Genomic DNA, 25,584 nt, shown 5'->3' with positions numbered 1-25,584 from the left:
CCCCTCGGATGCCCCCGCGCCCCCAGACCCGTCCCAGGAAACCCCATGCGCATAGCCCTCTTCATCACCTGCTTCAACGACATGATGTTTCCCAGCACCGGTCGCGGTGACCGAACTGCTGGAACGCCTGGGCCACACCGTGGAGTTCCCCCAGGATCAGACCTGCTGCGGCCAGATGCACTTCAACACCGGCTACCGACCCGAGACCTTGCCCATGGTGCGCCGCTTCGCCGAGGTCTTCGCCGGCTACGACGCCGTCGTCGCCCCCTCCGGGTTCTGCGCGGGCATGGTGCGTGACCACCACCGAGTTGTGGCCCCGCAGTACGGGGACGCCGCCCTCACCGAGGCGGTCGAGCACGTGGTCCCGACCGTGTACGAGCTGTCGGAACTCCTCGTAGACGTCCTCGGCGTCACGGACGTCGGCGCCTACTTCCCCCACCGGGTCACCTATCACCCGACCTGCCACTCGCTGCGCATGCTCCGGGTGGGCGACCGGCCGCTCAGGCTGCTGCGCGCCGTGAAGGGCATCGACCTCGTCGAGCTGCCCGACGCGGAGTCCTGCTGCGGCTTCGGCGGCACCTTCGCCCTGAAGAACTCCGACGTGTCGAACGCCATGCTGGCCGAGAAGATGCGCCATGTGCAGGACACCGGCGCAGAGTTCCTGTGCGCGGGCGACAACTCCTGCCTGACGCACATCGGCGGCGGCCTGTCCCGGCTGCGTACCGGTGTCGGCACGATGCACCTGGCCGAGATCCTGGCCTCCAAGGAAGGGAACGTATTGTGAGCGGCGCCGACAACGTCGTATGGCTCGGCACCCTTGCCTTCCCCGAGGCGGCGCGCGCCGCGCTCGCCGACACCCGGCCTGGTGCCCCGTAGCGACGGACACGGCGTCTTCACGGACAGGCGGCCGAGTGGCGGAGGTCCTGGAGTTGTTCGCGGCCGACCGCGGTGCCGGTTGATACATCCGATGTCGCTGCGCCGAATCCACGCCGTGTGCGGCATGTCCTTGAGCCTCGCCCGCGAGGTTGACCCGCAGCAGTGGTGCACCGTTTCACGGCCAACCGATGTCCCCCACGGGCAGGGCCGCCAGGGCGTCGCCGACAGGCAGGACGACGCGGGTGGGGCGCAGCAGGGGGTCCTCTCGAAGAACACGAGACAGGTCGTGATCTTCCTGGCGGCCCGGCACGGTTCGTCAGGACCATCAGGGCCCAAACCATGGCGGTCGCCCACATCGGGTCGGGACGTACCGTGCCGAGCACGCGCCCGTTCTTCAGCTGCGCGAAGCCGGGCTCGACCGGTGCTCGGACGGCGGCCAGCGCCTTGTTAGCCGAGACACCTGCCGCCCGCGGCCCCGCCTGCTGGTGCAGGCGGGGCCGCGGGCGGCGACTGGTCAGACACCCCATGTCGTTTGGTGTCAAGCGGCAGGGGTGTGGGCGTGGTGCGACCAGGCGGTCGCTTCGTCGTAGAGGGTTCGGGTCTTGAGGCATCCGTGGAGGATGCCGACGAGGCGGTTGCCGAGCTGCCGCAGGGCCGGGTTGTAACCGGCCTCGCGGGCGCGTTGTTTGTCGTAGTAGTGGCGGGCGCCGGGCGAGGCGCGCAGGGCGGAGAACGCCTGGGTCTGCAACGCATCGGCGAGCCGGTTGTTGCGGACGTAGCGGGCCTGGACGGTATGGCTCTTGCCGGAGGCCCGGGTGATGGGGCTGGTGCCGGCGTAGTTCTTGCGGGCTTTGGCGGACGCGTAGCGGGTGGGGTCGTCCCCGAACTCGGCGAGCACCCGGGCGCCGGTGATCTCCGCGATGCCGGGCATCGAGAGGTAGATCTCAGCGTCTGGGTGCTTGAGAAAATGGGCCCTCACCTGCCCTTCCAGGTCGGCTATCTGCTCGTTCAGGGCGATCAGCAGCTTCGCGTGAGCGGTGACGGTGGCCGCGTAGGCGGTCGTGACCGGCTCGGGCAGGCCCAGCTGCCGTTCGCGCAGCGCGGCCTGGATCGTGGCCGCTTTCGCGTCCCGGTTGCGCCGGCGGGCACGGGCCAGAACGGCGGTGATCTGGGCACGGGTCAACTTCGCCCCGGCCGCCGGGGTAGGGGCCTTGATCAGCAGTTCCAGGGCGTCCGTGCTGGTCAGGGTGAGGTCCGCGTAGGCGGCCAGGGCGGCGGGGAAGTACTCGCGCAGCGTGCTGCGCAGCCGCTGGAACGTGCGAACGCGTTCCCAGATCAAGGTCTGGTGGGCGCGGGCGACGACCTTGACGGCCTGCGCCTGCTCGCTGTCCCCGGCCACCGGCCGCAGCTGGGCCCGGTCGATGCGGACCATGTCCGCCAGCGCGTGCGCGTCGCCCCTGTCGCTCTTGGCGCCGGAGGAGGCATAGCGTTCCTTGAACCGGGCGACCTGCCGCGGGTTGATGGCATAGACCTGGTAGCCGGAGGCGATCAGGGCCTGCACCCAGGAGCCGCGGTCGGTCTCGATCCCCACCACCACGTCGGCGGCATCCAGGCCCTCGCCGCCGTGCTTGGCCAGGAGCTCGTGCAGCTTCGCGATTCCCTCCACGCCCTCGGGCAGCCTCGCCGCGGCGAGTTTTCGGCCTGCCTCGTCCTGGACCTCGACGTCGTGGTGGTCTTCGGCCCAGTCATCGCCGATCAGCAGCAACTCGTCCTCCTGGTCAGGTGCTTTGCTCCATGCAGCCTGCGGAAGGCACGGCACGCGGCCTAATGGATCCAGTGCTCACGCCCCACTGCCCGGCGGGCACGCCACCCCATCAACGGTCTGGCCTCCCGGCCGACCAGCAGGGGCACGGTCTGACCTCAGAAGTCGAATGCTTCCGGCGTCGGTAGCGCTCACCTGCTGGCGGCTACGGACCCGAGCATTCCCCGGCTCCGTAGCTCCCATTAGGCGATCAGCTGGTGGTCCACCGCTGGTTGGCGGAGGCGCTGCAGTTCCACAGCTCCATCAGGGTGCCGTTGGTGGTGGCGCCGTTGGTGACGTCCAGGCACAGGGCCGACTGAACGCTCTTTACGGTGCCGTCCGGTTGGGGTGTCCACTGCTGGTTGGAGCTGCCCGAGCAGTTCCACAGGATGACCTTCGTGCCCGGTGTCTTGCCGCTTTGGTAGGCGTCCAGGCACAGCCCCTTGGTGGTCAGGGCCCTGCCCGAGGTGTAGGTCCACTGCTGGTTCGCTCCGCCGTCGCAGTCCCAGATGTCGACCTGGGTACCGGCCGTGGTGCTGGCGCCCGGGTCGTCCAGGCAGCGGCCGGAAGCGGCGCTGACGAGCTTGCTGGTGGCGGGCAGGCCGATCGAGGCCGACCCGAGCGTGCGCATCTGGGTGGCCGGGGTGCCGGTCACCGAGACGACGGTGCGGGCGCTGACCGGGTCGGACGGCTGCTGCACCAGGTAGGAGTGGCCGTTGGTGACGGGGATCGAGATCTGCGCGGCGGAGGTCGCGGCGACCACCACGGTGCTCTCGTCGCCGCCGTCGACGACCTGGACCTGATGGCCCGGCCAAGGATTGCGGACGTTCATGGTGCCCGTGGATCCGGCGTTGATGCCGACCGTGGTGATCGTGCCGCCGTGCACCTGGACGGAGACCCTGTGACCGCCCTGGACGTACACCGTGCCGTCCGCGTCCCAGCCGGACGGCAGGGCGGGGGCGATGCGCAGCAGTCCGTCGTAGTCCTGGATCAGCGCCTCGCCGAGCGCGGCGGAGGCCACGCCCAGCTGCTCGCCGTAGGGCTCGCTGCCCACGAAGGTAGCCAGGCCCGACGGGAGTTTCTGGTACTTCTTGGTCAGTGCGGTCAGGGTGGACGCGACCTCGTCGCCCAGGCCGAGGCGGGCGGCCTGGATCGGGTCGTTGCTCCAGTCGTTGGCCAGCTTGTTGGGGCGGTTGGTGTACGTGCGTTTGGCCAGGTCGGACATGTTGCCCGAGTCGCCGATCAGGTTGTAGGGCCACACCGGCTCCAGGCCGATGTTCTCACTGTTGTGCTTCGTGGCGGTGGGGTCGTAGGAGGGTGCGATGACGTCGTTGCCGGCTGCATCGTCGGCGGGGGTGAGCACTTGGGACTGCGTCGAGGCGTCGGTGCGGGCGAACGGACGGATCTTGGGGATCGCGGCGTTCAGCTGGGTGACGAGGTCGGCGTCCTGCCCGAGGGTCTGTGCCGCCTGGACAGTGGCGGGGAACAGGGCCTGCATCGCCGCGATGTCGGTGGTCGGGTCGTGGACGTCCCACTGCGTCTCGTGTGCGTTGGACGGGAAGGTGTGCAGGTTGCCGTCCGCGCCGGTGGTCGAGTAGGCCAGCAGGAACCGGGCGGCCTCGGCCATCAGCGGGTAGTTGGCGCTCAGGAAGGACTGGTCGCGGGTCATCAGGTACTGCTGCCACACCCACAGGCCGACCTCTGCGCCGGTGCTGATGGTGCGGGCGTTCCAGGTGGGGCCGGACCCGGAGTCACAGTTCAGCGCAACGTAATTGCTTCCGTTCTCGTAGCCGGCGCCGTTGAAGCGCATCGTCTCCGGGACGCAGATGCCCGCACGGTTGCCCATGCGGGCCTTGGTCCAGGCCTGGATGTTGCTCAGGTTGTCGCGGTAGAGGCGGAAGTAGGGGGCGTTGAGGTCGAAGGCGCCGGCGGAGAGGTTTGCCTGGACCTGCATGCGGGTGTTCCAGTGCCACCAGGCACCCGGGTCCCACCTGTGGCTGTCCTGGTAGGGGGAGAACAGGTCGGCGACCCCCGCCTGAGAGCCCGGGTAGGTGTCCCGGCTCTCGGCCGCCGCGTCGTACAGGTCGAGGGAGCGCAGGCTCTCCAGGTAGTCGGCGCTGCCGTCCGAGGAGGAGTACTTGATCAGGCCGATGTGGTTCCAGAACGAGTGCCACCAGGACAGGTGCCCCGACTGAAGGGTCGAGGAGCCGCTCGTCGCGTCCGAGCCGAGCAGGGTTGTGGCGGTGGACTGGGCGTTCCCTCCGGTCCAGTGGGGGGCGGCAGCGACGACCCGGAAGCTGCCGTCGGATTTCGGTTTGAAAGACACCTTCACGGTCTTGGAGTCGACGACGGAGGCGGTGACGCCCGTTCCGCCGGCGGTAACGGCGCCGAGCGAGCCGAAGGTGTCGCCGGTGGCCCCCGCTTCGGAGCTGTCCGTCCAGGTCTCGGCGAGCGTGCCGGTCGAGCCGGATGCCTGCGCCTGCGGAGAGCGGCCGGACCACAGGGCCAACTGCGCGGTCTGGGTGGTGTTGGGCTCGGCGCCGGTGACGTCGACGACCATCTCGTCCTTGTCGGCGCGGACGTACACGGTCGCCGTCAAGCCGCCGCCGGACTCGGTGAACGTGCCGTCGTACAGGTCCAGGTGGGCGGTGTAGTCGGGTGCACTGGTGAGCTTGGCGAGTCCCGGGATGGTCAGCCATCCGGGCGACTTCCGGTCGGGCATCGTGTCCGACCGGTTCAGCTGTGCGGTGAAGCCGCCCGCCGCCCAGACGGCCGCGCCGAGCGTTCCGTTGCCGAGCGGCATGAACTGCGACTGATCGTTGTTGGGCCTGCCGAGCACCACGTTCGAGCGGCGCACCAGGTTCGGGGTGTCGACGTTGAACTGGCCCGACTGCCAGGCGGTGGTGCCGGCGGCGGCGTGGGCGGCCGGCCCGGGCGGAGCGATGATGAGGGCAGCGGCCAGAGCCAGCACGCCGACGGCGCCCGATGCGGTACTTCTTCGGAGAACAGCCATGGTTGCGGCTTCCTTGCGGTGAACAGCGGCGGGTAACAGGAGAGCGATAGATAGGATGTATGTCGAGGGGCTTAAAAGGAAGACGTCGAACGAACTGGATTCTTGACAGCCTCTCCGGGACTGCCATGCCAAATGGATCCGATGATTGAGCAGAGGGTCAGTGGAGAGTTGCCCGCATGCGGGAACCTTCCGCATCGCCCTCGCATGGTTGAAGCGCAAGTCCGCACGACTGCGGCGCACCGGCCGGACTTGACTGCACTGGGCTGCCGGCCGGGCCCTGCATCACCGCAGGGGAAGGCGCTGGGGTTTCGAGATTTTTGGATGCCTTGCTACGGGAACCCGTGCGCGAGTCCCCGAATCACAAGGCCTTGCATACGGGTTGACGGCTGCCGAAGACCGCACCTGAGGCTTCCGGGCCGAGGGGACCCGAACCCAACACTCTCGGCCGCACATGGAGTGCCCACCCTCGCCCCTCCAGGCGTTTCGCTTTCGATCGCAGTCCCTCGGCCTTCGCCGGGACCACCTCCAAGCCCAGCACGACGGCCAGTTGCCGGCAGCGCATACCCTCCCGGCCCACTTCAGCGCAGGCCGTGCCGAGGTGACCGGCCGAAGTCCACAGCCCGGCCCCGGCGTTCGAAGCGCCAGGCGGCAGCACCGGCTCGATCAACTCCGAGCGGGCATCGGACAGATCACTCGGGTACGCGCGACGTTCCGGTGCGGAAGGCTGCCCGGACCTGGACTCCCGGGCCAGCTGAGAACAAGGACCCGCTCGACGTGACCAAGTCCTGGCTGAAGTCGGCCGGTCTGGAGCGACGTCCGGCGTCCCGCACGGCGGGGTTGTGGCCGGTCCGCGCCGCCGCAGCCCCGCCGTACGGCTGCCGGGGATCGCTCAGTAGCCGACCTGGAGGGTGGCGTCCTGTAGCTCGGCGGCCGTGGAGACCGCCCAACTGTCGAGATGCCGAACGAAGTTCGGACCGTGACTCCATGCTTCAGTCTCCTCATGCAACGAGCTGTTCACAGGGTTCCGTGAGGAGACTCAGCAGCTTAAGAAGCAGTGCGCTGCTGGAACTGCTGGTTGGTGCCGGTGCCACAGGGCCACTGGATGAGGCGGGCTCCGTTGGCGGTGGAGCCGTTCTCCACGTCCAGGCACTCGCCGCTGTGCCGGGCGACGAGGTGGGAGTAGCCGTTGCCCTGGTCCTGCAGGAGCCACTGCTGGTTGGTGCCGGTGGTGCAGTGGTACTGCTGCACCGAGGCGCCGTCCGCGGTGGAGGCGTTCGCGACGTCCAGGCACTTGCCGCTGTGCTCGGCGATGACCTGGACGTAACCGCCGCCGGCGTCCTTCAGCCGCCACTGCTGGTTGAGGCCGCCGTTGCAGTCCCACTGCACCACGTCATGGCTGTCGGCGGCGGCGTTGTCCGCGACGTCGACACAACGACCGCTGTGCCGTGCGACCAGGTTGTAGTACGGCCCGCCGCCCACGCCGGTGACCGTGCCGGCGGCTGTGTCGATGGCGACCTGCGGGTACCAGGGTAGGTCCATGGTCCGGCTGGTGGGGAAGGTCAGAGGCAGCCAGACGTACTGCGAGTCGTTGACCGTGCCGCCCATCGAGTTGCCCCAGCGGTCGCCCATGTACAGGTACGAAGTGCCCGCAGTGCCCTGGACGGGGAGGACGTAGGTGGTCTGGGAACCGTAGGCCGTCGCGTCACCGACGTCCGCCATGGCCGTCCAGGGACCGGTGAGGCTGGTGGCGGTGGCGTAGCGCTGCTGGTTGGGGTTCCAGCCGCTGGTGGTGGAGCTCAGCATGAAGTAGACGCCGCCCCGCTTGAAAAGCGCCGGCGCCTCGCGGTAGGCACCGGGCCACGGGTTGGCGACCAGGCTGTCGATGCCGGTGTAGTCGGCGCTCAGCTTGTAGATGTGGAGGTCGGCGTTGTTGTTCGCGGCCGAGATGAAGTAGGCCGTGCCGTCGTCGTCCTTGAACAGGGTGTCGTCCCGGGACATTTCACCGAGCGGCCGGAAGCTCCCCTGGTAGGTGTAGGTGCCGTCGACCGTGCTGGAGACCGCGACCGCGGCCCGGGCCTGGGTGTAGTCGGTGCTGGTCTCCTTGTGCATCCACATCACGAACTTGCCGGTGGTGCTGTTGTAGATCACCTTCGGCCGCTCGATGTTCGCGGCTGCCAGCTCGGGAGCGCTGCTCTGGGTGAGGACGTTGTTGCGGAACTCCCAGGTCTTGAGGTCCGTCGACCGGTACGCCGAGACCGCCTTGAAGCTGTTGTCCGGATTCCGGTTCTCGCCGAACCAGTAGTAGTACGCGCCGACCTTGATCACGCCACCGCCGTGGGCGTGCACGACGGCTCCGGTGGTGTCGGTGAACTGGATTCCGTTGGTCACGGTGAGCGGGGCGGCCTGCGCGGGCGCGCCGGCGGACAGCAGTCCGACCACCCCCAGAAGTAGGGACAACAGAAGCAGGCAGGCACGACGGGGCATCGGGTTCCGCACCTTTCGTTTGGCGAACGGACACTCGGGGGGATGCGCGAGGTCACGGAAGAGGGCGATCGGCCCGTCCAGGCCGCTGAAGGCCCCCAAGGCATCCACGCTCAGGGGAACTTGGGGAAATGTAAGAAGCTGTGCGATTCCGATGGAGCACGGTAGGGGCGCGGCAGGAACCACGTCAACACCTCGATACATCCAATGTCCGAGCCAGCGACCAGAGTCCGCTCGGACAGTTTGTCCGCCTCCTGCAAAGAATTGTGTCACAGGGCTGGACAGAGGCATCGTTCATGTTCGTTAATCCATCCGATGTATCAGTGCAGTGAGCCATTGGTCCGAGACTCTTACGGGCCGGGTCCCACTACCTGAGCCGCGCTGCCCCTCCCCCTTGCCCACAGTCGCCGATACCGGGCGGGGTTCGGACGAAACGAACAGGACATCACGGTGCCGGAATCCATCTCCCGCAGATCAGTTCTCGCCGGAATGGCGGCCATGACGGTGGCCGCCACGGTCGGCTCCGCCGCACTGGCGACGCCCGCGTACGCGGCGACTGCCCCCACCCCCCTGCCGCTGCCTCCGCTGCGGATCCCCCAGGTCGACCTGGGTCTCGAGCAGCAGCCGGACTCCAAGATCCAGTGGCTGATGGACGCCAAGCTGGGCATGTTCATCCACTGGGGGCCGTACGCGGGCCCGGCCAGGGGTGAGTGGTGGATGCACAACGGGCCTGTTACGCCGGAGAACTACAAGAAGTACGTCACCGACGCCACGAGTGAGCAGTTCACTGCGGACGCGTACGACCCCGCAGCGTGGGCGCAGTTGGCGAAGGACTTCGGCGCGAAGTACACGACTCTGACCACCCGTCACCACGACGGCTTCGCACTGTGGCCGCTCAACCACCCCAACGCCTGGAGCTCGGGGCAGGCGCCGCTCAGCCGTGACTTCGTCAAGGACTACGTGTCGGCGGTACGGGCGGCCGGACTGAAGGTGGGCCTGTATTACTCGCCGATCGACTGGCGCTACCCCGGCTACTACGACGTCACCGGCACCAACTGCGCGTCCAACCCCTGGGGTTACACCACCGATCCCGCGCACAAGGAGAACGCGCGGATCATGAAAACGGAGGTGTACGAGTCCATCAAGGAACTCGTCACCCAGTACGGCGTCATCGACGACCTGTGGTGGGACGGCGGCTGGATCGCGGAGAAGGGCACGGACGCGGACGGCGCGTTCTTCTGGGAATCCGGCCAGTACCGCGACACGGCCAACCAGTGGCCGGTGGACGCCGCATACGGCGAGACCGACGCGTCCGGCAAGCCGCTCGGACTCATGGGCATGGTCCGCAAGCACCAGCCCGACATCGTCGCCACCTCACGCTCCGGCTGGAAGGGCGACTACGAGAGCGACGAAGGCCCCTCGGTCCCGAGCGGGGCGATCCGTACGGGCCGACTCGTCGAGAAGGTGTTCACCGTCGGCGGCGCCTGGGGATACACCAACTCCCCTAGCATGGCCTACGGCACCGCCATGAACATCCTGGTCAACTGCTGGATCCGGAACATGACCGCGATGGTCAACGTCGGCCCCGACCGGCACGGCACCGTGCCTTCGGGCCAGGCGAGCCTGCTGCGCCAGATCGGCACCTTCATGACCGCCTGCGGCCAGTCGATCTACGGCACCCGCGGCGGCCCCTGGAACCCGGTCGACGGCCAGTACGGCTTCACCTACAAGGACAACACCTTCTACGTCCACCTGCTGCCCGGCTACAGCGGCACCACCTTCACCACCCTCCCCATCGGCGACGCCCAGGTCGCCCGCGTCTTCGACGTACGCTCCGGGGCCGGCCTGACCTACTCGGTGGCGAGCGACGGCCGGGTCACGATCAACGGCATCGACCGCACCACCCACCCCCAGGACAGCGTCGTCGGCATCACCCTGGACCGCTCCGTGCAGCCGGCCGACATCACCGCCGGCAAGACGGCGACGGCGGACAGCGAGGAGACCTCCAAGGGCAACACCGCCGCCAAGGCCCTCGACGGCTCCACCGCCACCCGCTGGTGCGCCAACGACGGCCAGACCGGCCACTGGCTCAAGGTCGACCTCGGCTCCACCCGCTCGCTGACCGGCACCCGTATCGCCTGGGAGTTGGACGGACGGAACTACCGTTACAAGATCGAGGGTTCCACCGACAACAGCACTTGGACCATGCTCGCCGACAACACTGCCACCACCAGCACCAGCCAGATCCAGACGGTGGTGTTCCGGACGCAGGCACGCTACGTCCGCGTCACCGTCACCGGTCTGCCTTCCGCCACATACGCGTCCATCCGCAACCTAGAGGTCTACGACCGGCCCTTCACCGCGGACCTGGGCACGCACAAGCTCATCAACCGCAACAGCGGCAAGGCGCTGGACGTCGCCGACGCCTCCACCGCCGACGGCGCCCCGCTCATCCAGTGGCCCTATGGCGGCGGGACCAACCAGCAGTGGAAGCTCCTGCCGAACGCCGACGGCTCCTTCCGGCTGTCCAACGTCAAGAGCGGCAAGCTCCTGCAGAGCCCCAACTCCACCCAGGGCGCAACCCTGACCCAGGGAATCGACAACGGTGACAACGCGCAGTGGTGGAAACTGGTCCCCTCCACCACCAGTGGCTACTACCGGCTCGTCAACGTCCACACCGGATGGTGCGCCGACGTAGACAGCGGATCGACCGCCGACCACGCCGACATCATCCAATGGCCCATCGCCGGCGGTGCCAACCAGGACTGGCAGATCGTCAGTCTCTGACCGGCCGCCCGGCGGGGCACCTTCGGCGCCACGTGAAGATGACGTCCCCCAACGGGAGCCTGTTATCCAGAGGTTCACTGACACAGGATGTCAGTGAACCTCTGGATAGTGGTGCCATGATCCTCAGCCACCACGCCCGCCGCGCCGAGCGGCTGCTTGTGCCCGCTGCTTTCGCCACCGCTCTCGGCAACAATGTCCAGCTCATCGTCGGGGCGCTGCTCATGATCAGGGAGCAGCGGACCATGATGGCTGTCGGCTGGCTGTTCATCGCCGTCGCCGGGCCACAGGCGCTGCTGTCGCCGTTCTTCGGCCGGCTGGCCGACCGCTTCGACCGGCGAGCCCTGTGGATCGGCTGCGATGTCACCAGCGCGGCGCCGGCCCTCGGGCTACCGCTGTGGCTGGCCCGCGGTGGTGCCCCGGGATCCGGAATCTACAGCGCCAATATGGCGCTCGCCGTGGTCGGTGCCCTGTTCTTCCCGGCCAGCTCCGCGCTGATCAAGGAACGCATTCCGGCGGACAGGCTGCGGCGGTTCAACGCCCGCTACGAGATGGGGACCCAGGCAGGGATGCTGCTGTCGGCGGCTATCGGCGGCCTGTGCGTCCAGACGTTCGGTGCCGTGCCGCTGCTGGTGTTCAACGCCGGAACTTTCATGGTCTCGGCGCTCTGCGTCGCTGCGGTGGGACGTCGCCCGGACCGGATGCCGACGGCCACCGTCGCCTGGGAGCAGCCGCCTGCCCGGGCGGCTACGCGTGGGCCGCTGCGGATGCGCCGCTTCATCCTGCTCTACGCCCAGGGGAGCGTGGTCGTCACGGTCTTCAACGCTCTGCTGCCCACCGCCGTGATCGGTGAACTCCACTTGGGCGCAGGGACGTTCGGTGCCGTGGACGCCCTCGGGTGCCTCGGTTTCCTGGGGGCCGCCGGTGCCTACCGGATCGTCAGCAGACGCAGTGCGGACCTTCGCATCGCCGTCGTTGGCTTTCTGCTCTGCGATGTCTGCCTGGTGCTGCAGAGCCAGTTCGGGATCGCCGGATACGTCGTCGGGGTGCCACTGGGTGCGTTCTTCTTCGGGCAGGCCCGGATCGCCTCCCGCACCATGCTGATGGCCTCGGCCGACGAAGCCTCGGTGGGCAGGGCCTTCGGGCTGGCGAATGGTGGCGGGCTGGCGGCCACGGTCGGGGTGATGTTCCTGGTCGCGATGGTCACCGACCACAGTCACACGCGCTACGGCTTTGCACTCCTTGCCACCCTTGCGCTGCTGACGACCCTGTCCGCCGGACTGCTGCTGAGGCCGCCGCCCCCCGCCGGGCCTGATGTGTCCGCTGGCCGGTATCGGTCGAGCACGGCCGCAGCCGTCTCCGCGATCTTGCAGCGTAGCTCCCCGGGGGGCGAGCACCTCGATGCCCGGCCCCAGTGACAGCAGTACGGGCACCGCCAGGTCGACCGATTCCAGCGGTACCTTCGCCGTCACCCAGCCGTCGCCGCACGGAGGGCCTACCGAGGCTTCGACGGCGCGGACCAGTGCCGCGTCCAGCGGTCCGGCAGTGCCGTGAGAAGTGCCGGAGCAATCCGGAGGCCGGCCTGAAGCCGCAGCCTGCGGGCGTCGTAGGCGGTGAGGTAGTCCAGCGGTGAGGTAGTCCAGCAGTGGGCGGTCAGTCGAAGCCGTCGGGGCGCTCGAAGCCGTCCTCCCCGACGGCCAGGCTGAGGATCGACGACACCCCATGGGTTCCGCACCGCGCCGTCCACTGCTGCGACGAGATACCAACGCCCGCCTTGAGGACAGGTCGTAGGGGTCGAGTTCGCGCTCGACCTCCTGCGGCTCGGCCCAGCGGCGGTATGGCACCTGAATTCGCCGCTGGGCCACACGGCAATGACGAGCCCTACGAGAGCGGGTGAGGAGCCCTGTTCCCGGTACCAGCCGAGAGCTTCGAGGTGGGACGCTCTCGGATCCGATCTGCTCGGTCCCGCAGTGGGGCCGGCAGCGCCGCAACCAGTTTCAGCTGTGCCGCCGCGAGCACCTCGGCCAGTCCCAGGGCGTCCGCCGCACCGGGCAGCCCGGCCAGGAACGTGGAACTCCGTACATCAAGAAGACAGCTTGGCGAACGCCCGTACGCGAATCAGGGCAGGCGCCGCGGCGCAGGCGGCGATGGTGATCGGGCTCTCGGTGGCGGCTGTGCCGTCTGCGCGGGAGCGGAGCGCCCTTGTTGTCCAGACCGGCAAGGGGGTACCTCACCATCGGCGCGCCACCAGAACTCGCAGTGCTCCCCCGGCTTCTCCGTACTGGTGTGTCAACGCCGTAGCAGGAGTCGACTGCTCACCCGGGATCCAGCCGTTGGGCCAGGTCGTGGGCGGTAGCGCTGGTGAGGTCTCCGATGTAGCTCCTGACGATCTCGAAACGACCGCCGGTGATCGAGCCCCTCACGTAGGGGGTGCCCCAGAGCTTGTTGTCGATGACGATGGCGAATTCGTTGCGCGGGGCCGGGGCCGACGCGATGGAGCCGGTGAGGGAGGCGAAACGGGTTCGGTCGGCGGGGCTGAGGGTCGCAATGACCTGCCAGGTGCCGTCGACGGTGCTCTTCTCGGCCTTCGCGGAGATGACACGGACGTCGGTCATGCCCCTGGCCCGGTCGGTCTGGACGCACATCGCCGGTAGGGTCGCGGTCGCGTGCAGGGTGTAGCCGCCGCTGGCATCGGTGCATGCGTGCTCCGTTGCCGAGGAGACCGGCAGGAGAGAGACCGGAGCCGCCTTCCCCGTGTGGCCCCCTGCGGCGGGCTGCACCACGTGTGGTCTCGAGGTCGCGCCGTCCGCGACAGCCATCCAGGCGGTGGCCACCACGGCGGCGGTGACGACACCGGCCCCCACGCGGGCCAGCCGCTGCCGCCGCCGGGCGACCCGCAACGCGCCGTCGGCCAGGCCGACCAGTTGGGCACCGGCGTCATCCCCGCTCTCCAGGACATGGCCGTGCAAGGCATCGTGCAGCAACGTGTCGTGCAGGGGGTGTTCGGTCGAGTCGTTCATGCGATGAGGCCCCTTCCGGAGGAGGCGGTGGAGGAAGAGGCCGCCGGCCCTGCCCCGGCCAGGGTGGTGCGGAGCGAGGCGAGGGCCTTGTGGGTCTGGCTGCGAACCGTCCCCTGGGCGACGCCCAGGATCGAGGCGATCTCGTTGTCCGGCCGGTCCTCGAAGTAACGCAGCACGATCACCGCACGCTGACGCTTGGGCAGCCGCCGCAGCGCGGCCATGATGTCCTGCCGCTGGACCACGGCGTCGGCCCAGTCGGCGCCCTGCCCGGACGGCTTGTCCGGCGGCATGTCCGTGACGGTCTCCCGCCCCCAGCTGAGGAGCCGGAAGCGGTCCACCTGGGCGTGGTAGAGCGCCCGGCGCACATAGATCTCCGGCTGCTCCCGGTCGCGCAGCTTCGACCAACGCCGAGCGGTTGAGGCAAGCGCGGTCTGGAGCAGGTCCCGGCCCTGCTCCCAGTCCCCGGTCAGCAAATATGCCGTGTGCAGCAGCGATCTCGACCGCGCCGCCACGAACTCGCGGAACTGGCGTTCCTCGTCGGCGTTCAATATGCCCTCCCTGGTTCCCCCGTAAAGACGGGTGGGGAAGGGGATTCGACTGCCCTGTCCAGCAGAATTTTTCGGTCACGTCGCCGAAGGCTCTTCGTAGGGAGCGTCCGGGGGCGTGCGCCCGGCGACTGCGACAGGCCGTTCCGGCGGCTCCGGCAAGACCGCCGTGCTCAACCTGATTGGCGGCCTCGACACTCCGGACGGTGGGCACATCAGCGTGGACGGCACCGGCCTGGCTGGTCTCGCCCACTGATCGGCGTGCGGCCGCCGACCTGGCGGATCCCGCTCCTCGTACGGACTTCCGCATTACCCTGGCGACTGTCTGACAGCGTTGTCCGCAGGCTTCACCTTCTCGGGGGACCGTGTGCCAGTTCACGAACAACCGTCCGGGGCACCGGACTTGGACGAGCTGCGCCGACGGGCCGCAGCCGCCGGCCCGCAACGCGAGGCGGGGCTGGTCGTCTGCGAGAACCTGGTGCGGATCTACCAGACCGAGGGGGTCGAAGTTCAGGCTCTCCAGGGCCTCGACCTGACCGTGGCCGAGGGCGAGATGATCGCGGTGGTCGGGGCCTCCGGTTCCGGCAAGTCCACCCTGCTGGGCATACTCTCCGGCCAGGACGTGCCCTCCGCGGGTGGCGCCGAGGTCGCCGGACACGACCTGCTGGCGATGAAGCGCCGCGAGCGGCTCGGCTACCGGCGCCGCACGGTGGGCTTCGTCTGGCAGCAGACCTCCCGCAATCTGCTGCCCTACCTCTCGGCGGCCGAGAACGTGATGCTTCCGATGACGTACACCGGGATCAAGCGCTCCCGGCGCCGGGCGCGGGCAGAGGAACTACTCGACCTTCTGTCCGTCGGCCACTGCCGGGACCGTACCCCCGACACGCTCTCCGGCGGCGAGCAGCAAAGGGTCGCCATCGCCGTCGCCAACGCGAACGAGCCGCGCGTGCTCTTCGCCGACGAGCCCACCGGCGAACTCGACACCGCCACCAGCGACGAGGTCTTCGCCGCGCTGCGCCGGGCCAACGAGGACCTGGGCGTCACGGTGATCGTGGTCACCCACGACGCGCTGGTGTCCGAGCAGGTGCAGCGCACCGTACGGATCCGCGACGGCCGCACCTCGGCCGAGGTGCTGCGCCGGGGCGCCACCGGCGACGACGGCGTCGAGGTGCACACCGCTGAGGAGTACGCGGTCCTGGACCGCAGCGGGCGGCTGCAGCTGCCGGGCGAGTTCACCGAGCGTCTGCACCTGCGTAAGCGGGTGCGGCTGGTCCTGGAGAGTGACCACGTCGGTGTGTGGCCCGACGAGGCCGCGCGCCGGGCACGATCCGAGGCACAGGACGTGGCGAGCGGTGGCTCCGAAGGCTGAGCGCGCCTTGGTCCGGCGGTGAGAGGGGGCGTCGGGGCTTCATGCGAGGCGCAGTACGGCTCCCAGCCCGCGCCGGCGGGCGAGGACGGCTTCGGTGACCGCGGCGGCCAGGATCAGTGCGGTCACACCGGCGACGAGGGCGACGGTCAGTGAGTAGTCGGTGTGCAGCGCCGGTTGGGTGGGCCCGCCGGTGAACTGCCGCAGGTCCAGTGTCCGCGCCATGAGCCGCGGTTCGAGCAGCCCGAGCAGGGTGCCACCCACCGCTGATGCGAGCGCCAGTGGCAGCAGTTGCAGGAAGTGAAGGGTGACGGCTTCTGTGCCGCCGAGTCCGAGTGTGCGCAGGAACGAGGTGGTGCGGCTGCGCTCGTGGGAGGTGAGGGTCAGTTCCAGGACGAGCGCGAGCAGGCCTGACAGGGCGGCCACGATGGAGCTGGTGGTGTAGATCGTGCCGAGTCCCTGCGTCAGGCCGTCGGTGCGCAGAGCCCTCAGCGTCTCGGAGCGGACGCGGATGCGGCCCAGTGGCCCGAGCGCCTTGGCCGCTGCCGACCGCAGTGCGGCGGGTTCGGCGGTTGCGGGAGTGTCGCCTCTGAGGAGCAGGACGGTGCTTCCCGAGGACTGCGGGGGCATCAGCTGCGCGGCCTGGACGGTGGTGATCAGCATCGGTGCCCCGGCGGCGATCTGTGCCGTGACCGGCCCGAGGAGCGGGTCGCGCAGTTCCGCGGTGGTGAGGGTGCCGACCGGTTCGAAGACCAGGTCCCTCGGGCGCTGCCCTTCGGGCACAACCGTGCCGGTGAAGCCACCGGTGCGCTCTCTCGCGCGCAGGCCGGGCGAGAGCAGGGAGGGCAGCTGAGCGTGGGCGCCGATCCGGGTGCCGGCGGGGGTGGCCAGCCGGGCCAGCAGGGTGTCGGCCAGCGGCGACCTCGGGGCGACGGCGGCCAGTTGCCGGGGATCCACGGTGATCACGGCGACCGGGGAGATCACCGCGCCGTCGGCCTGTCCTGCCAGGTCGAGGGTGTACACATGCTGGAGGGCGGTTCGAGTTCCGGTGGTGCGGGTGTCCGGTGCGGGGGTCACGGTCCCGGCCACGGTCGCGCTCGCGTCGGCGCCGGTGGTCCAGGCCGCACCCGCCGCCAGGCCGTCGTCGATCGTACGGTGCACGAGGCCGCCGAACACGGCCGTGCCCAGGGTCAGGACCAGGACGAACAGGGCCAGTCCGGTCGCCGGGGCGTCGTGGGAGGCCCGGGCCGCCCCGACGAAGCCCACCACGCCCCGGCCGCGCCGGGCCTGCCGCAGCACCAGGCGCAGAGCGAGCGGGGAGATCCGAAGCAGGATGAGTACGACGCACAGCGCCACCAGCACCGGCACCGCGCCGAGAATTCCGTCGGGGCCCTGCGAGCGCAGGGCGACCACGCCCGCCGCCGTCGTGACCAGTACCGTCAGCTCCAGGACCGCGCGCCGGCCCATGGCGATGTTCCGGCGTGTGCGCCGCAGCCGGCCGGGTCTGCGTGGCTCGCGGACCGCGAGCCAGGTCATCAGCGGCACCATCAGCGCAACCCCCGAGGCGGCGAGGGCGGCGGTCACCGGTTGCGGCGATCCGGACGTCTCGGTGGGAGCGAGGGTCCGTCCGGCCGCCCAGCCGAGCAGTGCGGCGATCACTACCACCGGCCAGGCCACGGCGCAGCGCAGCAGCACCAGCCGCACCGTGGACGCGCCCCGCGCGCGCTGCAACCGCAGGTGCGCCTGCCTCCGGCGCAGCAGGAGCCGGACAGCGACGGTGACCGTTGCCAGTGCGACGGCGGCCAGCGCGTCAATGGCGAACGTGGCCAGCTCCCTTGCCTGTTGGTCCTGAGCGGTGAAGGTGGCGAGCAGCGGCGTCAGGGAGTCGATCACCAGCAGGGCCCCGGTGGCCTGGCCGCCGACATGGCAGCTGACGTCGCCGGTGACGGGGTCGGTTCCCTGGCACAGGCCGGCGCTGAGGTCCGCGCTGTAGTGCGACAGCGGCCCGGTCAGTGCGCGGGCCTGGTCGAGCGCCGCGCCGGACAGGTCGGCGCGCAGCTGCCAGGTCACCCGGGGGCCGCCAACCCCGGCACCGGCCAGCAGCTCGGCCGCGTCGAGACCGACGAGACCGCGGACGGCGAGCACGGTGCCGGCGGAGTGCTCGGCCGGGTACCGGGACGGCTGGTCCAGCGTCTCGCGGCCCGACCAGAAGTCGTCGGTCGCGGCCGTGGTGCGGTAGACCCCGCTCACCAGCAGCCCCGCGCGTGGCGGTGCGCTCTGTACCCCCAGCGTCTTGGCGAACTCAAGGTTCAGCCGACTGCCGGCCCGGACGCCGAGCGCGTGCGCCGTGGCCTGCGACAACCCGATCTGGGGCGCCGTGCCCAACGGCGTGTGGTCGGCCGGTGCGTGGCCGCTGACGTAGTGCAGATGGGCCCGCGCGGCCGGCAGATGACTGACCGTCAGCTCGGTGCTCGTGTTCGCCGGCCCCGGCGGCTGCGGTGAGATCAGGGCCGCCTGGTCGTAGTCGTAGCTGGCGCCGGTGATGGTCAGATGGCGCGCGGCGGACCCGCTGAGCTGCTCGGTGAGGGTGCGGCCGGGGTCGAGCAGACCGGCCGCGTCCACGGCGGGCGGCACGGTGTCGAAGACCTCGGGTGTGGTGCTCAGGCTGATCAGGGGGGCTTGGGCCTGTGAGGCGTCGACACGCTGCCGCAGCGCCCGGTCCTCCTGGCCGCCCGCGAAAGCGGGCGCCCACGCGCAGAGCGCCGTCAGCGTCAGGACGACCACCGACAGGCAGGCCAGCAGCGGCAGATCGCCGCGGGCCTCCTTGCGTATCAGGCGCCGCGTCACCGCCGCGCCCGCGCCCACGGGTCGCGTCACCGTCCGCCCTTCCCGGTCGTGTCCGTCCACCCGGCTCAACGGTCCTCCCCGGCTCGCAGCACACGCACCAGGTCCACTCGGGACAGCAGCCGGGCCAGTGCCAGCACGACCGCGCTGATGGCAACAGCGGTCGCCACCGCGAAAAGCGTCACGGGTCCCCAGGGGATGACCAACGGCAGCGGCGGATAGGGAGCCTGGCCGCTGTCGTCCACGGTGACCAGTGGCAGCACGGCCGACGCCAGGGCCATGCCCATCAGCGCCCCTGGGACCACCGCGAACAGCGCCAGCCCCAGTTGCTCGGCGGCCAGCAGCGCAGACAGGCTTCCGGCACGGACGCCGATCGCCCGCAGCAGGGCGAACTCCGTGCGGCGCTGCCGGGTGGAGACCACGGCGTGCACGGTGAAGGCGATGAGCGCGAAACCGGGGGCCAGATACCGGACCAGTTCCAGCACCCGGCGCAGCCCACTGCGGAACGGGTCGGCCTGCAGGGACGCGGCGGTACGCGCCGTGGTGGTGACGCGGCCCAGCGCGGGCTGCGCCTCGGCGGCGACAGCCGTGCGGGCGCTGTCGGTGCTGCTGAGCCACCAGAACGCGGGATCCTCCTGGTCGGCACCGGCTCGCGTCATCGCAGTAGCGAGCTGGCGCTGGTCGGCGATCAGATGACCCTGTCCGCGGCCCAGTCCGGGCAGCGCGTCGACCCGGCCCACGACCTTGGCGGTGACGCGGGCGCTGCCCAGATCCAGCGTCGTGGTGCTGCCGACGCCCAGGCGCGCGTCGCGCAGCGCCGAGGAGTCGGCGCGCACCGGCAGCGGCGCGGGCCGGCCGGCCGGGCCCGCCACGAGTCGGACCTGGCTGCCGGGCCGGGTGTCGTAGTCGCTGTCGGACGGGCCGCCCAGGGCGTCGTCGACGGCCTGGGCGGCCCGGATTCCGGTGCTGACGGTGGTGCGGAGCACTTCGGAGCCGCCGGGAGCGATGGAGCACACCCCGGGAGTGCCGGGTTCGTAGCTGCCGGTCGGCTTTCCTTGGCACGCCCCCGTGGTGGAGTCGGAAGCGTGGTCCGTGCCGTTGGCCCAGCGTTGCCCACCGGGCAGCCGGGTGGCCCAGGTGTCCGCGGTGCCGCGCGCGCCCACCCGGATCAGTGCCAGGTCCAGCCGCGCGGGACGCATGTTCGGCTGCGGGAGGAGGTTGACGGCGGTGACCGTCAGCGGATACTCCCGCGGGTGGCCGCCGCTCAGCGCCACCTTGAGTGGGACGACGACGGTGTGCCTGGCTCCGTCGGCGGCGGGCAGGTGGGTTGTCACCGTGCTGACGAGGCCGGACGCGTCCTGCACGGTCAGTTCCAGGGTCGGCGCCGCCCGGCTGCCGTCGCTGCTCAGCCGCTCGTCCAGGAGCAGCGCGGTCGGACGCCCGGGGAGCCGTATCCCGTAGACGACCGGTGACGGGGTCCGGGGAGCGGGTCCGCCGATCGCGCCGACCAGGTCTTCGGTGGTGCCGCCGGGCAGGTTCACCGTCGATCGTGTCACCGGTGTCACGGCGGTCACCGCCGGCAGCGTGCGGTAGGCGGCGCCCAGTGCGGAGGAGGGGTAGGTGCCCGCTTCGGACGGGGAGATCCGTACGTCCGCGCCGACGGTGAAGGCGGCCTCCTCGGAGGCCAGGGCGCCCAGGCAGGCCAGCGCGGTGGTCGCGAAGGCGCTCACCGACACGGCCAGGCACATCAGCACCACCGGCCCGGCGTTGCGCGCAGCCCGCCGGCTCAGCTGCCACCCGGCCAGCGCGCGGATGAGGCCCCGGCTGCGACGGCCGAACGCGTCCAGCAGAAGGGAGGCCGGCGGCAGCAGTCGTAGCAGCAGGAGCGCGGCGGCGCCCGCCACCAGGGCCGGCACCAGGACCAGCACCGGGTCCGCGGACGCGCTGCCGGTGCCCAGGCCGGCGAGGAGTGAGTGGTGCCGCCGCAGTTCCAGATAGCCCAGAGCGGCGACGGCCGCCAGGGCCAGGTCGGCGCCCAGCCGCTGCGCGGCGGCGGCTCGTGCGCCGCGGGCCGACCGTGTCCGCGCCGACGGCAGTACGGGCAGCAGCACCGCCGCGGCGTGCACCAGCAGGGTCAGGCCCACCGCCGCCCACGCGCCGAAGCCCCGGTTGCCGGGGTGCAGCAGTCCGGCAAGGAAGGGTGCTGCGGCGGCGGCCGGGACGCCGGTGAGCGCCCACTCGGCCGTCGCACCGCGCAGCAACCGCAAGGTGCCGGCGCCTCTGGCCCGTTGGAGGGCCAGCTCGTCGCGCCGGCGCACCGTCAACTGACGGGCTGCCAGTACCAGGGTGGCCAGGGCCAAGGCTGCCAGCATCACGCTCGGCAGGTAGAGCGAGGACCGGGCCGCCACCATCGGCACCGTCAGGTCGTCGACCGCGCCCGGCAGACCGGAGACCACCGTCAGGTCGTCCAGCGACGGCGGTCGCCCGCCGAACACCGACACCCGGCTCTCGCTGCCCGAGAAAGCGCGCAGCCGTTCGTGCAGCCCGGCGAGGCTGGCCGCGTCGATACGGGAGAAGTCGGGCTGCACGCTCCAGTGGGCCGTCAGCTGCCCGTTCAGGACAGCGCTGCCGTTGAGAGCAGACGCCGACACCACCAGCAGGCCCTGGTCAGCGGTTTGTCCCGGGGCCAGGTCCCCGGCCATGGCAGGCCAGAACCCGATGGCACCTCTCGCCCGGAAGACTCCGGTGATCCGCACGGTCATGGCGCGCCCGAAGGCGTCCTCCACCTGAAGGCCGGTACCGGGTCCGACGCCCAGGCGCCTGGCCAGCGCGTCAGGCAGCGCCGCGTCGACCGGGGCGGTGGACCCAGTGGCGACCCGGACATCGGGGAGTGAGGTGAACGCGCCGGCCGGCGCGTCGGCCGTGCCGGCGGGCCACCGCCCGGCGACCAACTGCCCGAACCTGCCCCCGTCCTGCACTGCGACCGGGTGCAGGCCGCCGGCTCCGGGACCGCGCGGCGGGGCGGCCATCTCGCCGATCCCTGTCACCGAGACCGGCGACACGCCCAGCAGCCCCACGTAGGTCCGCTGTGGCACCCCGGCGAACACCCGCTCGGCGGCGGCCCGCACCTCTCGGTCGGCGGCGGCCATCCCCCCGGCCCGGAAGGACGCGCTGACATTCACCTGCGCGTCGAGGTTGCCGGCCAGCCGCCGCTCGGCCCCGGCCTGCACCGAACTCCCGGCCAGCGCCGCGAGCGCGGCCAGCGCCGTCGCACACAGCAGCACGGTCACCGCGACAGCGGCCAGCACCAGCCCGTGGCGAGTGGCCCGCCTGACAACGGTGGGAAGCCGCTGCCGGAGCGGACGCGGGGCACCCGGGCGTCGCCGAGGTGAAGACGTTAAGGCCGTGGCGGCCACATGTAACCCCCGCAGAATCGAACATGTGACGGTAACGGCGCGTCACAGTCCTACCAGGCAACCCCATGACCACACAAGAATCACTGATCTCCAGCTTGATCTTTAACCTGTGCGACGGGGTCGCATGTGCGACGTGGTCGTGGGACAGCTGACTTGTTCGTTCACTGTTCCGCAGGTTGCGTTTGCGGGGTGTGTGCGCGTCGTGGCTGACAACAGACGCCCACCCGGCTTCATCCAGCCGGGCGGTCGACATCGAGAAGCGGTCGACATCAAGAAGAAGGCCACGGAGCTTCCTTCTGTCCGGCGTGCCCTGTACCGGCCCCCGGTCCTCACGTCGCCTACTGGACGAGGCGAGCACCTGCGGAGCACCACCCAGGCCAAAGTCATAGCGCGCCCGAAATATCGGGATGAGGGATAATTCACCTATCGTGGGTGCGCATGACCGGCGTCCCCCACTGACCATGAAAAGGCGGACTCGGCCATGTCGAAGAAACCACGTTCGTCCGAGCCACCGCAGGGAGAGGGTCCCAGCCGTCACCAGGGCACAGGACAGCACGGCTGGTCGCCCGATGTGGATGAGACGCGCCAGCAGGACAACCCGAGCGCTCGCCGCTCCTTCCATGCGACTGAGCAGGCCGGCGAAAGAGGCCGGGGCCGGACGAAGTCTCCTGAGGAGACCAAGTCCGTGCCGGGCGACTCCGCCGAGAGCCGCGGTGCAAGCGGTGAGAAGTACGGCGACGCGGACGAGAAAGGCAGGCGCGACACCGGACGCAAGGGGCGCTCCCAGCGCCCCAGCGGCACCAAGGACGCTTCTGCCACGACCGGCGTGGACCCCAAGGACCCGCCGTCCGGGCGCCGGCCGGGTTAACGGCCAGATCGGTGCCTGGACGACCGGTCCCGGGACGCGCAGCGCCCCCCGTCAGCAGATCCGCGGCAGCTGCTCCCCGATCGGCAGATCGATCACCCGCGTTCCCCCCAGGCCGGTGCGGGCCACGACCATGCCGGGGTGCGCCTCGACGGCCTCTCCGATGATCACGGAGTCCGCGCCCAGAGGATGGGCCCGCATCGCCTCGAGAACGGCGTCGGCGTGCTCGCGCGGGACGAAGGCGACCAGCTTGCCCTCGTTGGCGATGTACATGGGGTCCAGTCCGAGAATGGCGCAGGCGTTGGCCACGGCGGGCGGCACCGGGACCTCGCGTTCCCGGATGGCCACCCCTGTGCCGGAGGCCGCCGCGATCTCGTTGAGCGTGGCCGCCAGGCCGCCCCGGGTGGGATCACGCAGTACATGCAGATCCGGGGTGACGGCGAGCATGGCGTCGACCAGGCCGCCGAGCGCCGCACAGTCGCTCTTGATCTCCACGCCGAACTCCAGGCCCTCGCGCACGCTCATGACCGCCACCCCGTGCACACCGATGGCCCCGCTGACGATCACCACGTCACCGGGGACGACCCGCTGAGGACGCAGATCGACGCCCGGCGGGACGACCCCGATGCCCGCCGTGTTGATGAAGATCCCGTCGCCGTGGCCGGCCTCCACCACCTTGGTGTCGCCGGTGGCCACCTCCACACCGGCGGTGCGCGCAGCCGCACCCAGTGCCTCGGACACTCGCGTGACCACGTCCAGCTCGACGCCCTCCTCGAGGATGAATCCGCAGGAGAGGTAGGCGGCTCGGGCACCGCTCATGGCGAGATCGTTGACGGTGCCGTTGACCGCGAGTTCGCCGATGCTGCCGCCGGGGAAGAACAGCGGCCGCACCACGTACGAGTCGGTGGAGAACGCCATCCGGGCCCCGCCCAGGGAGAGGACGGCGGAGTCGCCCATCTGCGACAGCACCTCGCCGCCGAAGGCCGGGGCGAAGATCTGCTGGACCAGTTCGGCGGAGAGGACTCCACCACCGCCGTGTCCCATCACGACGCGGGGCCGGTCGCGTACCGGTGCCGGGCACGTCCACGCTTCGACGTCCAGGGTGGGGACGGGGAGATCGGTGGTGTCAGACAACGGGGCTCGCCTCCCGGGCCGTGGTGGTGGGCAGGTCCAGACGCCGGTAGAGGTAGTAGGCCGCGCAGGCTCCCTCGCTGGAGACCATGGTGGCCCCCAGGGGGGTACGCGGCGTGCACCGAGTGCCGAAGGCCTCGCACTCGTGCGGCTTGAGCAGGCCCTGCAGGACCTCTCCGCTGCGGCACTCGGCGGGTTCCGCCGTCCGGATCCCGTCGACCGAGAAGCGGTACTCGGCGTCGTGGTCGCGGTACTTCGACGAAAGCCGCCAGCCGCTGTCGGGGATCACCCCGATGCCACGCCAGGCACGGTCGGTGACCTCGAAGACGTCCTCCAGCATGGCCCGGGCGGCCGGATTGCCCTCCGGGCGGACGGCACGGGCGTAGGCGTTGTCGACGGTGTGCTCACCGCGTTCCAGCTGACGGACGGCCCGGCGCACGCCTTCGAGGATGTCCAGCGGTTCGAAGCCCGTCACGACGATCGGAACGCGGAAGCGTTCCGCCAGTTCCGGGTACTCCCCCACACCCATCACGCTGCACACGTGCCCGGCCGCGAGGAAGCCCTGCACACGGCAGCTCGGCGACGACATGATCGCTTCGATGGCGGGTGGTACGCGGACGTGGGACACCAGCATGCTGAAGTTCTCGATGCCCAGCTTCCGGGCCTGATGGACCGTCATGGCGTTGGGGGGTGCGGTCGTCTCGAAGCCGATGCCGAAGAACACCACCTGGCGGTCGGGGTTCTGCTGCGCGATCCGCAGTGCGTCAAGCGGGGAGTAGACGACACGCACGTCACCGCCCTCCCCGCGGACCTGGAACAGGTCCCGTCCCGTGCCCGGCACGCGCAGCATGTCCCCGAAGGAACAGAAGATCACCTCCGGCCGGGAGGCGATCTCCAGCGCCTTGTCGATGACCTCCAGCGGGGTCACACACACCGGACAGCCGGGTCCGTGAATCAACTCGACCTGATCCGGCAGGAGTTGGTCGATGCCGTGGCGGATGATGCTGTGCGTCTGGCCTCCGCACACCTCCATGAGGGCCCATGGCCTGGTCACCGTGGCGTGGATGTCGTCGAGGAGCCGGCGGGCCAGCTCCGGGTCCTGGAACTCGTCGATGTACTTCACTACTTGCGCACCTCTTTCACCGGTTCCTGGCCCGTCTCCGCGGCCGCCGCCGTTTCCCAGGGGTCGCCGAACTCCTCCTGCAACAGGCCGAGTTCGGCGAACAGTTCGAGCGTCTGCCGCGCCGACTCCTCGTCCAGCCGTTGCAGGGCGAACCCGACGTGGACGATGGCGTACTCACCCACCTCCAGGTCGGGCAGGTACTCCAGGCACACCTCCTTGACCACGCCGCCGAAGTCGACGGTGGCCATACGGGTGCCGTCCCTTTCCTCGATGTCCAGCACTCTGCCGGGTACCGCCAGGCACATGAGCCTCTCCTCGC

14 protein-coding genes and 3 pseudogenes are annotated in these 25,584 nt (G+C 70.2%); 6 read left to right on the top strand and 11 right to left on the bottom strand.

All coding sequences use genetic code 11. The features are described 5' to 3' along the window. Positions 1-45 precede the first annotated feature (45 nt). A pseudogene (locus OOK07_RS41435) lies at positions 46-784 on the top strand ((Fe-S)-binding protein). Positions 785-1,414: 630 nt separating this feature from the next. On the opposite strand, the gene OOK07_RS41430 reads toward OOK07_RS41435, so the two are convergent. The 3 genes from OOK07_RS41430 to OOK07_RS41415 all read right to left on the bottom strand — a co-directional run bounded on the left by OOK07_RS41430 (position 1,415) and on the right by OOK07_RS41415 (position 8,174). Beyond that, positions 1,415-2,641, bottom strand: coding sequence for an IS110 family RNA-guided transposase (locus tag OOK07_RS41430; protein ID WP_266801861.1), 1,227 nt, complete (start codon positions 2,639-2,641; stop codon positions 1,415-1,417). Between the two features lie 247 nt (positions 2,642-2,888). Further along, complete coding sequence (locus tag OOK07_RS41425) at positions 2,889-5,690, bottom strand: RICIN domain-containing protein (RefSeq protein ID WP_266801727.1); 2,802 nt, start codon at positions 5,688-5,690, stop codon at positions 2,889-2,891. Positions 5,691-6,734: 1,044 nt separating this feature from the next. Continuing rightward, positions 6,735-8,174: an RICIN domain-containing protein gene (locus OOK07_RS41415; RefSeq protein ID WP_266801726.1), complete on the bottom strand. Its 1,440-nt coding sequence runs from the start codon at positions 8,172-8,174 to the stop codon at positions 6,735-6,737. A 447-nt stretch (positions 8,175-8,621) separates the two neighbouring features. Here OOK07_RS41415 and OOK07_RS41410 point away from each other — a divergent pair, with 447 nt between their 5' ends. Together OOK07_RS41410 and OOK07_RS41405 are read left to right on the top strand one after the other, a co-directional pair. Further along, complete coding sequence (locus OOK07_RS41410; RefSeq protein WP_266801725.1) at positions 8,622-10,958, top strand: alpha-L-fucosidase; 2,337 nt, start codon at positions 8,622-8,624, stop codon at positions 10,956-10,958. 116 nt (positions 10,959-11,074) lie between these two features. Next, positions 11,075-12,373, top strand: a complete 1,299-nt coding sequence (locus OOK07_RS41405) for an MFS transporter (RefSeq protein ID WP_266801724.1) — start codon at positions 11,075-11,077, stop codon at positions 12,371-12,373. Between the two features lie 21 nt (positions 12,374-12,394). On the opposite strand, the pseudogene OOK07_RS43905 reads toward OOK07_RS41405, so the two are convergent. From OOK07_RS43905 to OOK07_RS41395, 3 genes and pseudogenes are all read right to left on the bottom strand, one after another. Further along, positions 12,395-12,679, bottom strand: a pseudogene (locus OOK07_RS43905) (hypothetical protein); the annotation flags it as partial. A gap of 591 nt (positions 12,680-13,270) precedes the next feature. Next, complete coding sequence (locus OOK07_RS41400) at positions 13,271-13,975, bottom strand: SecDF P1 head subdomain-containing protein (RefSeq protein ID WP_266801723.1); 705 nt, start codon at positions 13,973-13,975, stop codon at positions 13,271-13,273. Beyond that, positions 13,972-14,523: a SigE family RNA polymerase sigma factor gene (locus tag OOK07_RS41395; RefSeq protein ID WP_266801722.1), complete on the bottom strand. Its 552-nt coding sequence runs from the start codon at positions 14,521-14,523 to the stop codon at positions 13,972-13,974. The genes OOK07_RS41400 and OOK07_RS41395 overlap by 4 nt, the downstream gene beginning before the upstream one ends. 136 nt (positions 14,524-14,659) lie before the next feature. Between OOK07_RS41395 and OOK07_RS41390 the strand changes: the two are divergent. Together OOK07_RS41390 and OOK07_RS41385 are read left to right on the top strand one after the other, a co-directional pair. Further along, positions 14,660-14,767 (top strand): annotated as a pseudogene (locus OOK07_RS41390) (ABC transporter ATP-binding protein); the annotation flags it as partial. Between the two features lie 156 nt (positions 14,768-14,923). After that, positions 14,924-15,889, top strand: a complete 966-nt coding sequence (locus OOK07_RS41385) for an ABC transporter ATP-binding protein (protein WP_266801721.1) — start codon at positions 14,924-14,926, stop codon at positions 15,887-15,889. Positions 15,890-15,928: 39 nt separating this feature from the next. Here OOK07_RS41385 and OOK07_RS41380 read toward each other — a convergent pair whose 3' ends face one another. Together OOK07_RS41380 and OOK07_RS41375 are read right to left on the bottom strand one after the other, a co-directional pair. Next, positions 15,929-18,763 (bottom strand): hypothetical protein, encoded by a 2,835-nt coding sequence (locus tag OOK07_RS41380; RefSeq protein WP_266801720.1) that lies wholly within the window; start codon positions 18,761-18,763, stop codon positions 15,929-15,931. A 35-nt stretch (positions 18,764-18,798) separates the two neighbouring features. Then, positions 18,799-22,038 carry an ABC transporter permease gene (locus OOK07_RS41375; protein WP_266801719.1) on the bottom strand — a complete coding sequence of 1,080 codons (3,240 nt, stop codon included), beginning with the start codon at positions 22,036-22,038 and terminating at the stop codon, positions 18,799-18,801. 589 nt (positions 22,039-22,627) lie between these two features. Between OOK07_RS41375 and OOK07_RS41370 the strand changes: the two genes are divergently transcribed. Beyond that, entirely contained in the window at positions 22,628-23,014 is a 387-nt protein-coding gene (locus OOK07_RS41370) for a hypothetical protein (protein WP_266801718.1), read from the top strand. Between the two features lie 51 nt (positions 23,015-23,065). Here the strand turns inward: OOK07_RS41370 and hypE are convergent, their stop codons facing one another. From hypE to OOK07_RS41355, 3 genes are read right to left on the bottom strand one after another with little or no spacing between them, the layout of a single operon-like run. Further along, positions 23,066-24,145, bottom strand: a complete 1,080-nt coding sequence (hypE, locus tag OOK07_RS41365) for a hydrogenase expression/formation protein HypE (protein WP_323183030.1) — start codon at positions 24,143-24,145, stop codon at positions 23,066-23,068. Continuing rightward, positions 24,138-25,265, bottom strand: coding sequence for a hydrogenase formation protein HypD (hypD, locus tag OOK07_RS41360; RefSeq protein WP_266801717.1), 1,128 nt, complete (start codon positions 25,263-25,265; stop codon positions 24,138-24,140). Before hypD ends, hypE begins: the two co-directional genes overlap by 8 nt. Continuing rightward, the gene (locus OOK07_RS41355; protein WP_266801716.1) at positions 25,265-25,570 is read right to left on the bottom strand and encodes a HypC/HybG/HupF family hydrogenase formation chaperone; all 306 of its coding nucleotides are present in this window, start codon (positions 25,568-25,570) and stop codon (positions 25,265-25,267) included. Before OOK07_RS41355 ends, hypD begins: the two co-directional genes overlap by 1 nt. Positions 25,571-25,584: the final 14 nt, after the last annotated feature.

Origin of the sequence: Streptomyces sp. NBC_00078, from assembly GCF_026343335.1 — a bacterium.
Lineage (GTDB): Bacteria > Actinomycetota > Actinomycetes > Streptomycetales > Streptomycetaceae > Streptomyces.
This window is presented reverse-complemented; position numbering and strand designations above follow the sequence as displayed.

Coding starts and splice junctions, on each gene's coding strand:
- OOK07_RS41405 (WP_266801724.1), top strand. CDS start 11,075: ATGATCCTCAGCCACCACGCCCGCCGCGCCGAGCGGCTGCTTGTGCCC.
- OOK07_RS41415 (WP_266801726.1), bottom strand. CDS start 8,174: ATGCCCCGTCGTGCCTGCCTGCTTCTGTTGTCCCTACTTCTGGGGGTG.
- OOK07_RS41355 (WP_266801716.1), bottom strand. CDS start 25,570: ATGTGCCTGGCGGTACCCGGCAGAGTGCTGGACATCGAGGAAAGGGAC.
- OOK07_RS41370 (WP_266801718.1), top strand. CDS start 22,628: ATGTCGAAGAAACCACGTTCGTCCGAGCCACCGCAGGGAGAGGGTCCC.
- OOK07_RS41400 (WP_266801723.1), bottom strand. CDS start 13,975: ATGAACGACTCGACCGAACACCCCCTGCACGACACGTTGCTGCACGAT.
- OOK07_RS41425 (WP_266801727.1), bottom strand. CDS start 5,690: ATGGCTGTTCTCCGAAGAAGTACCGCATCGGGCGCCGTCGGCGTGCTG.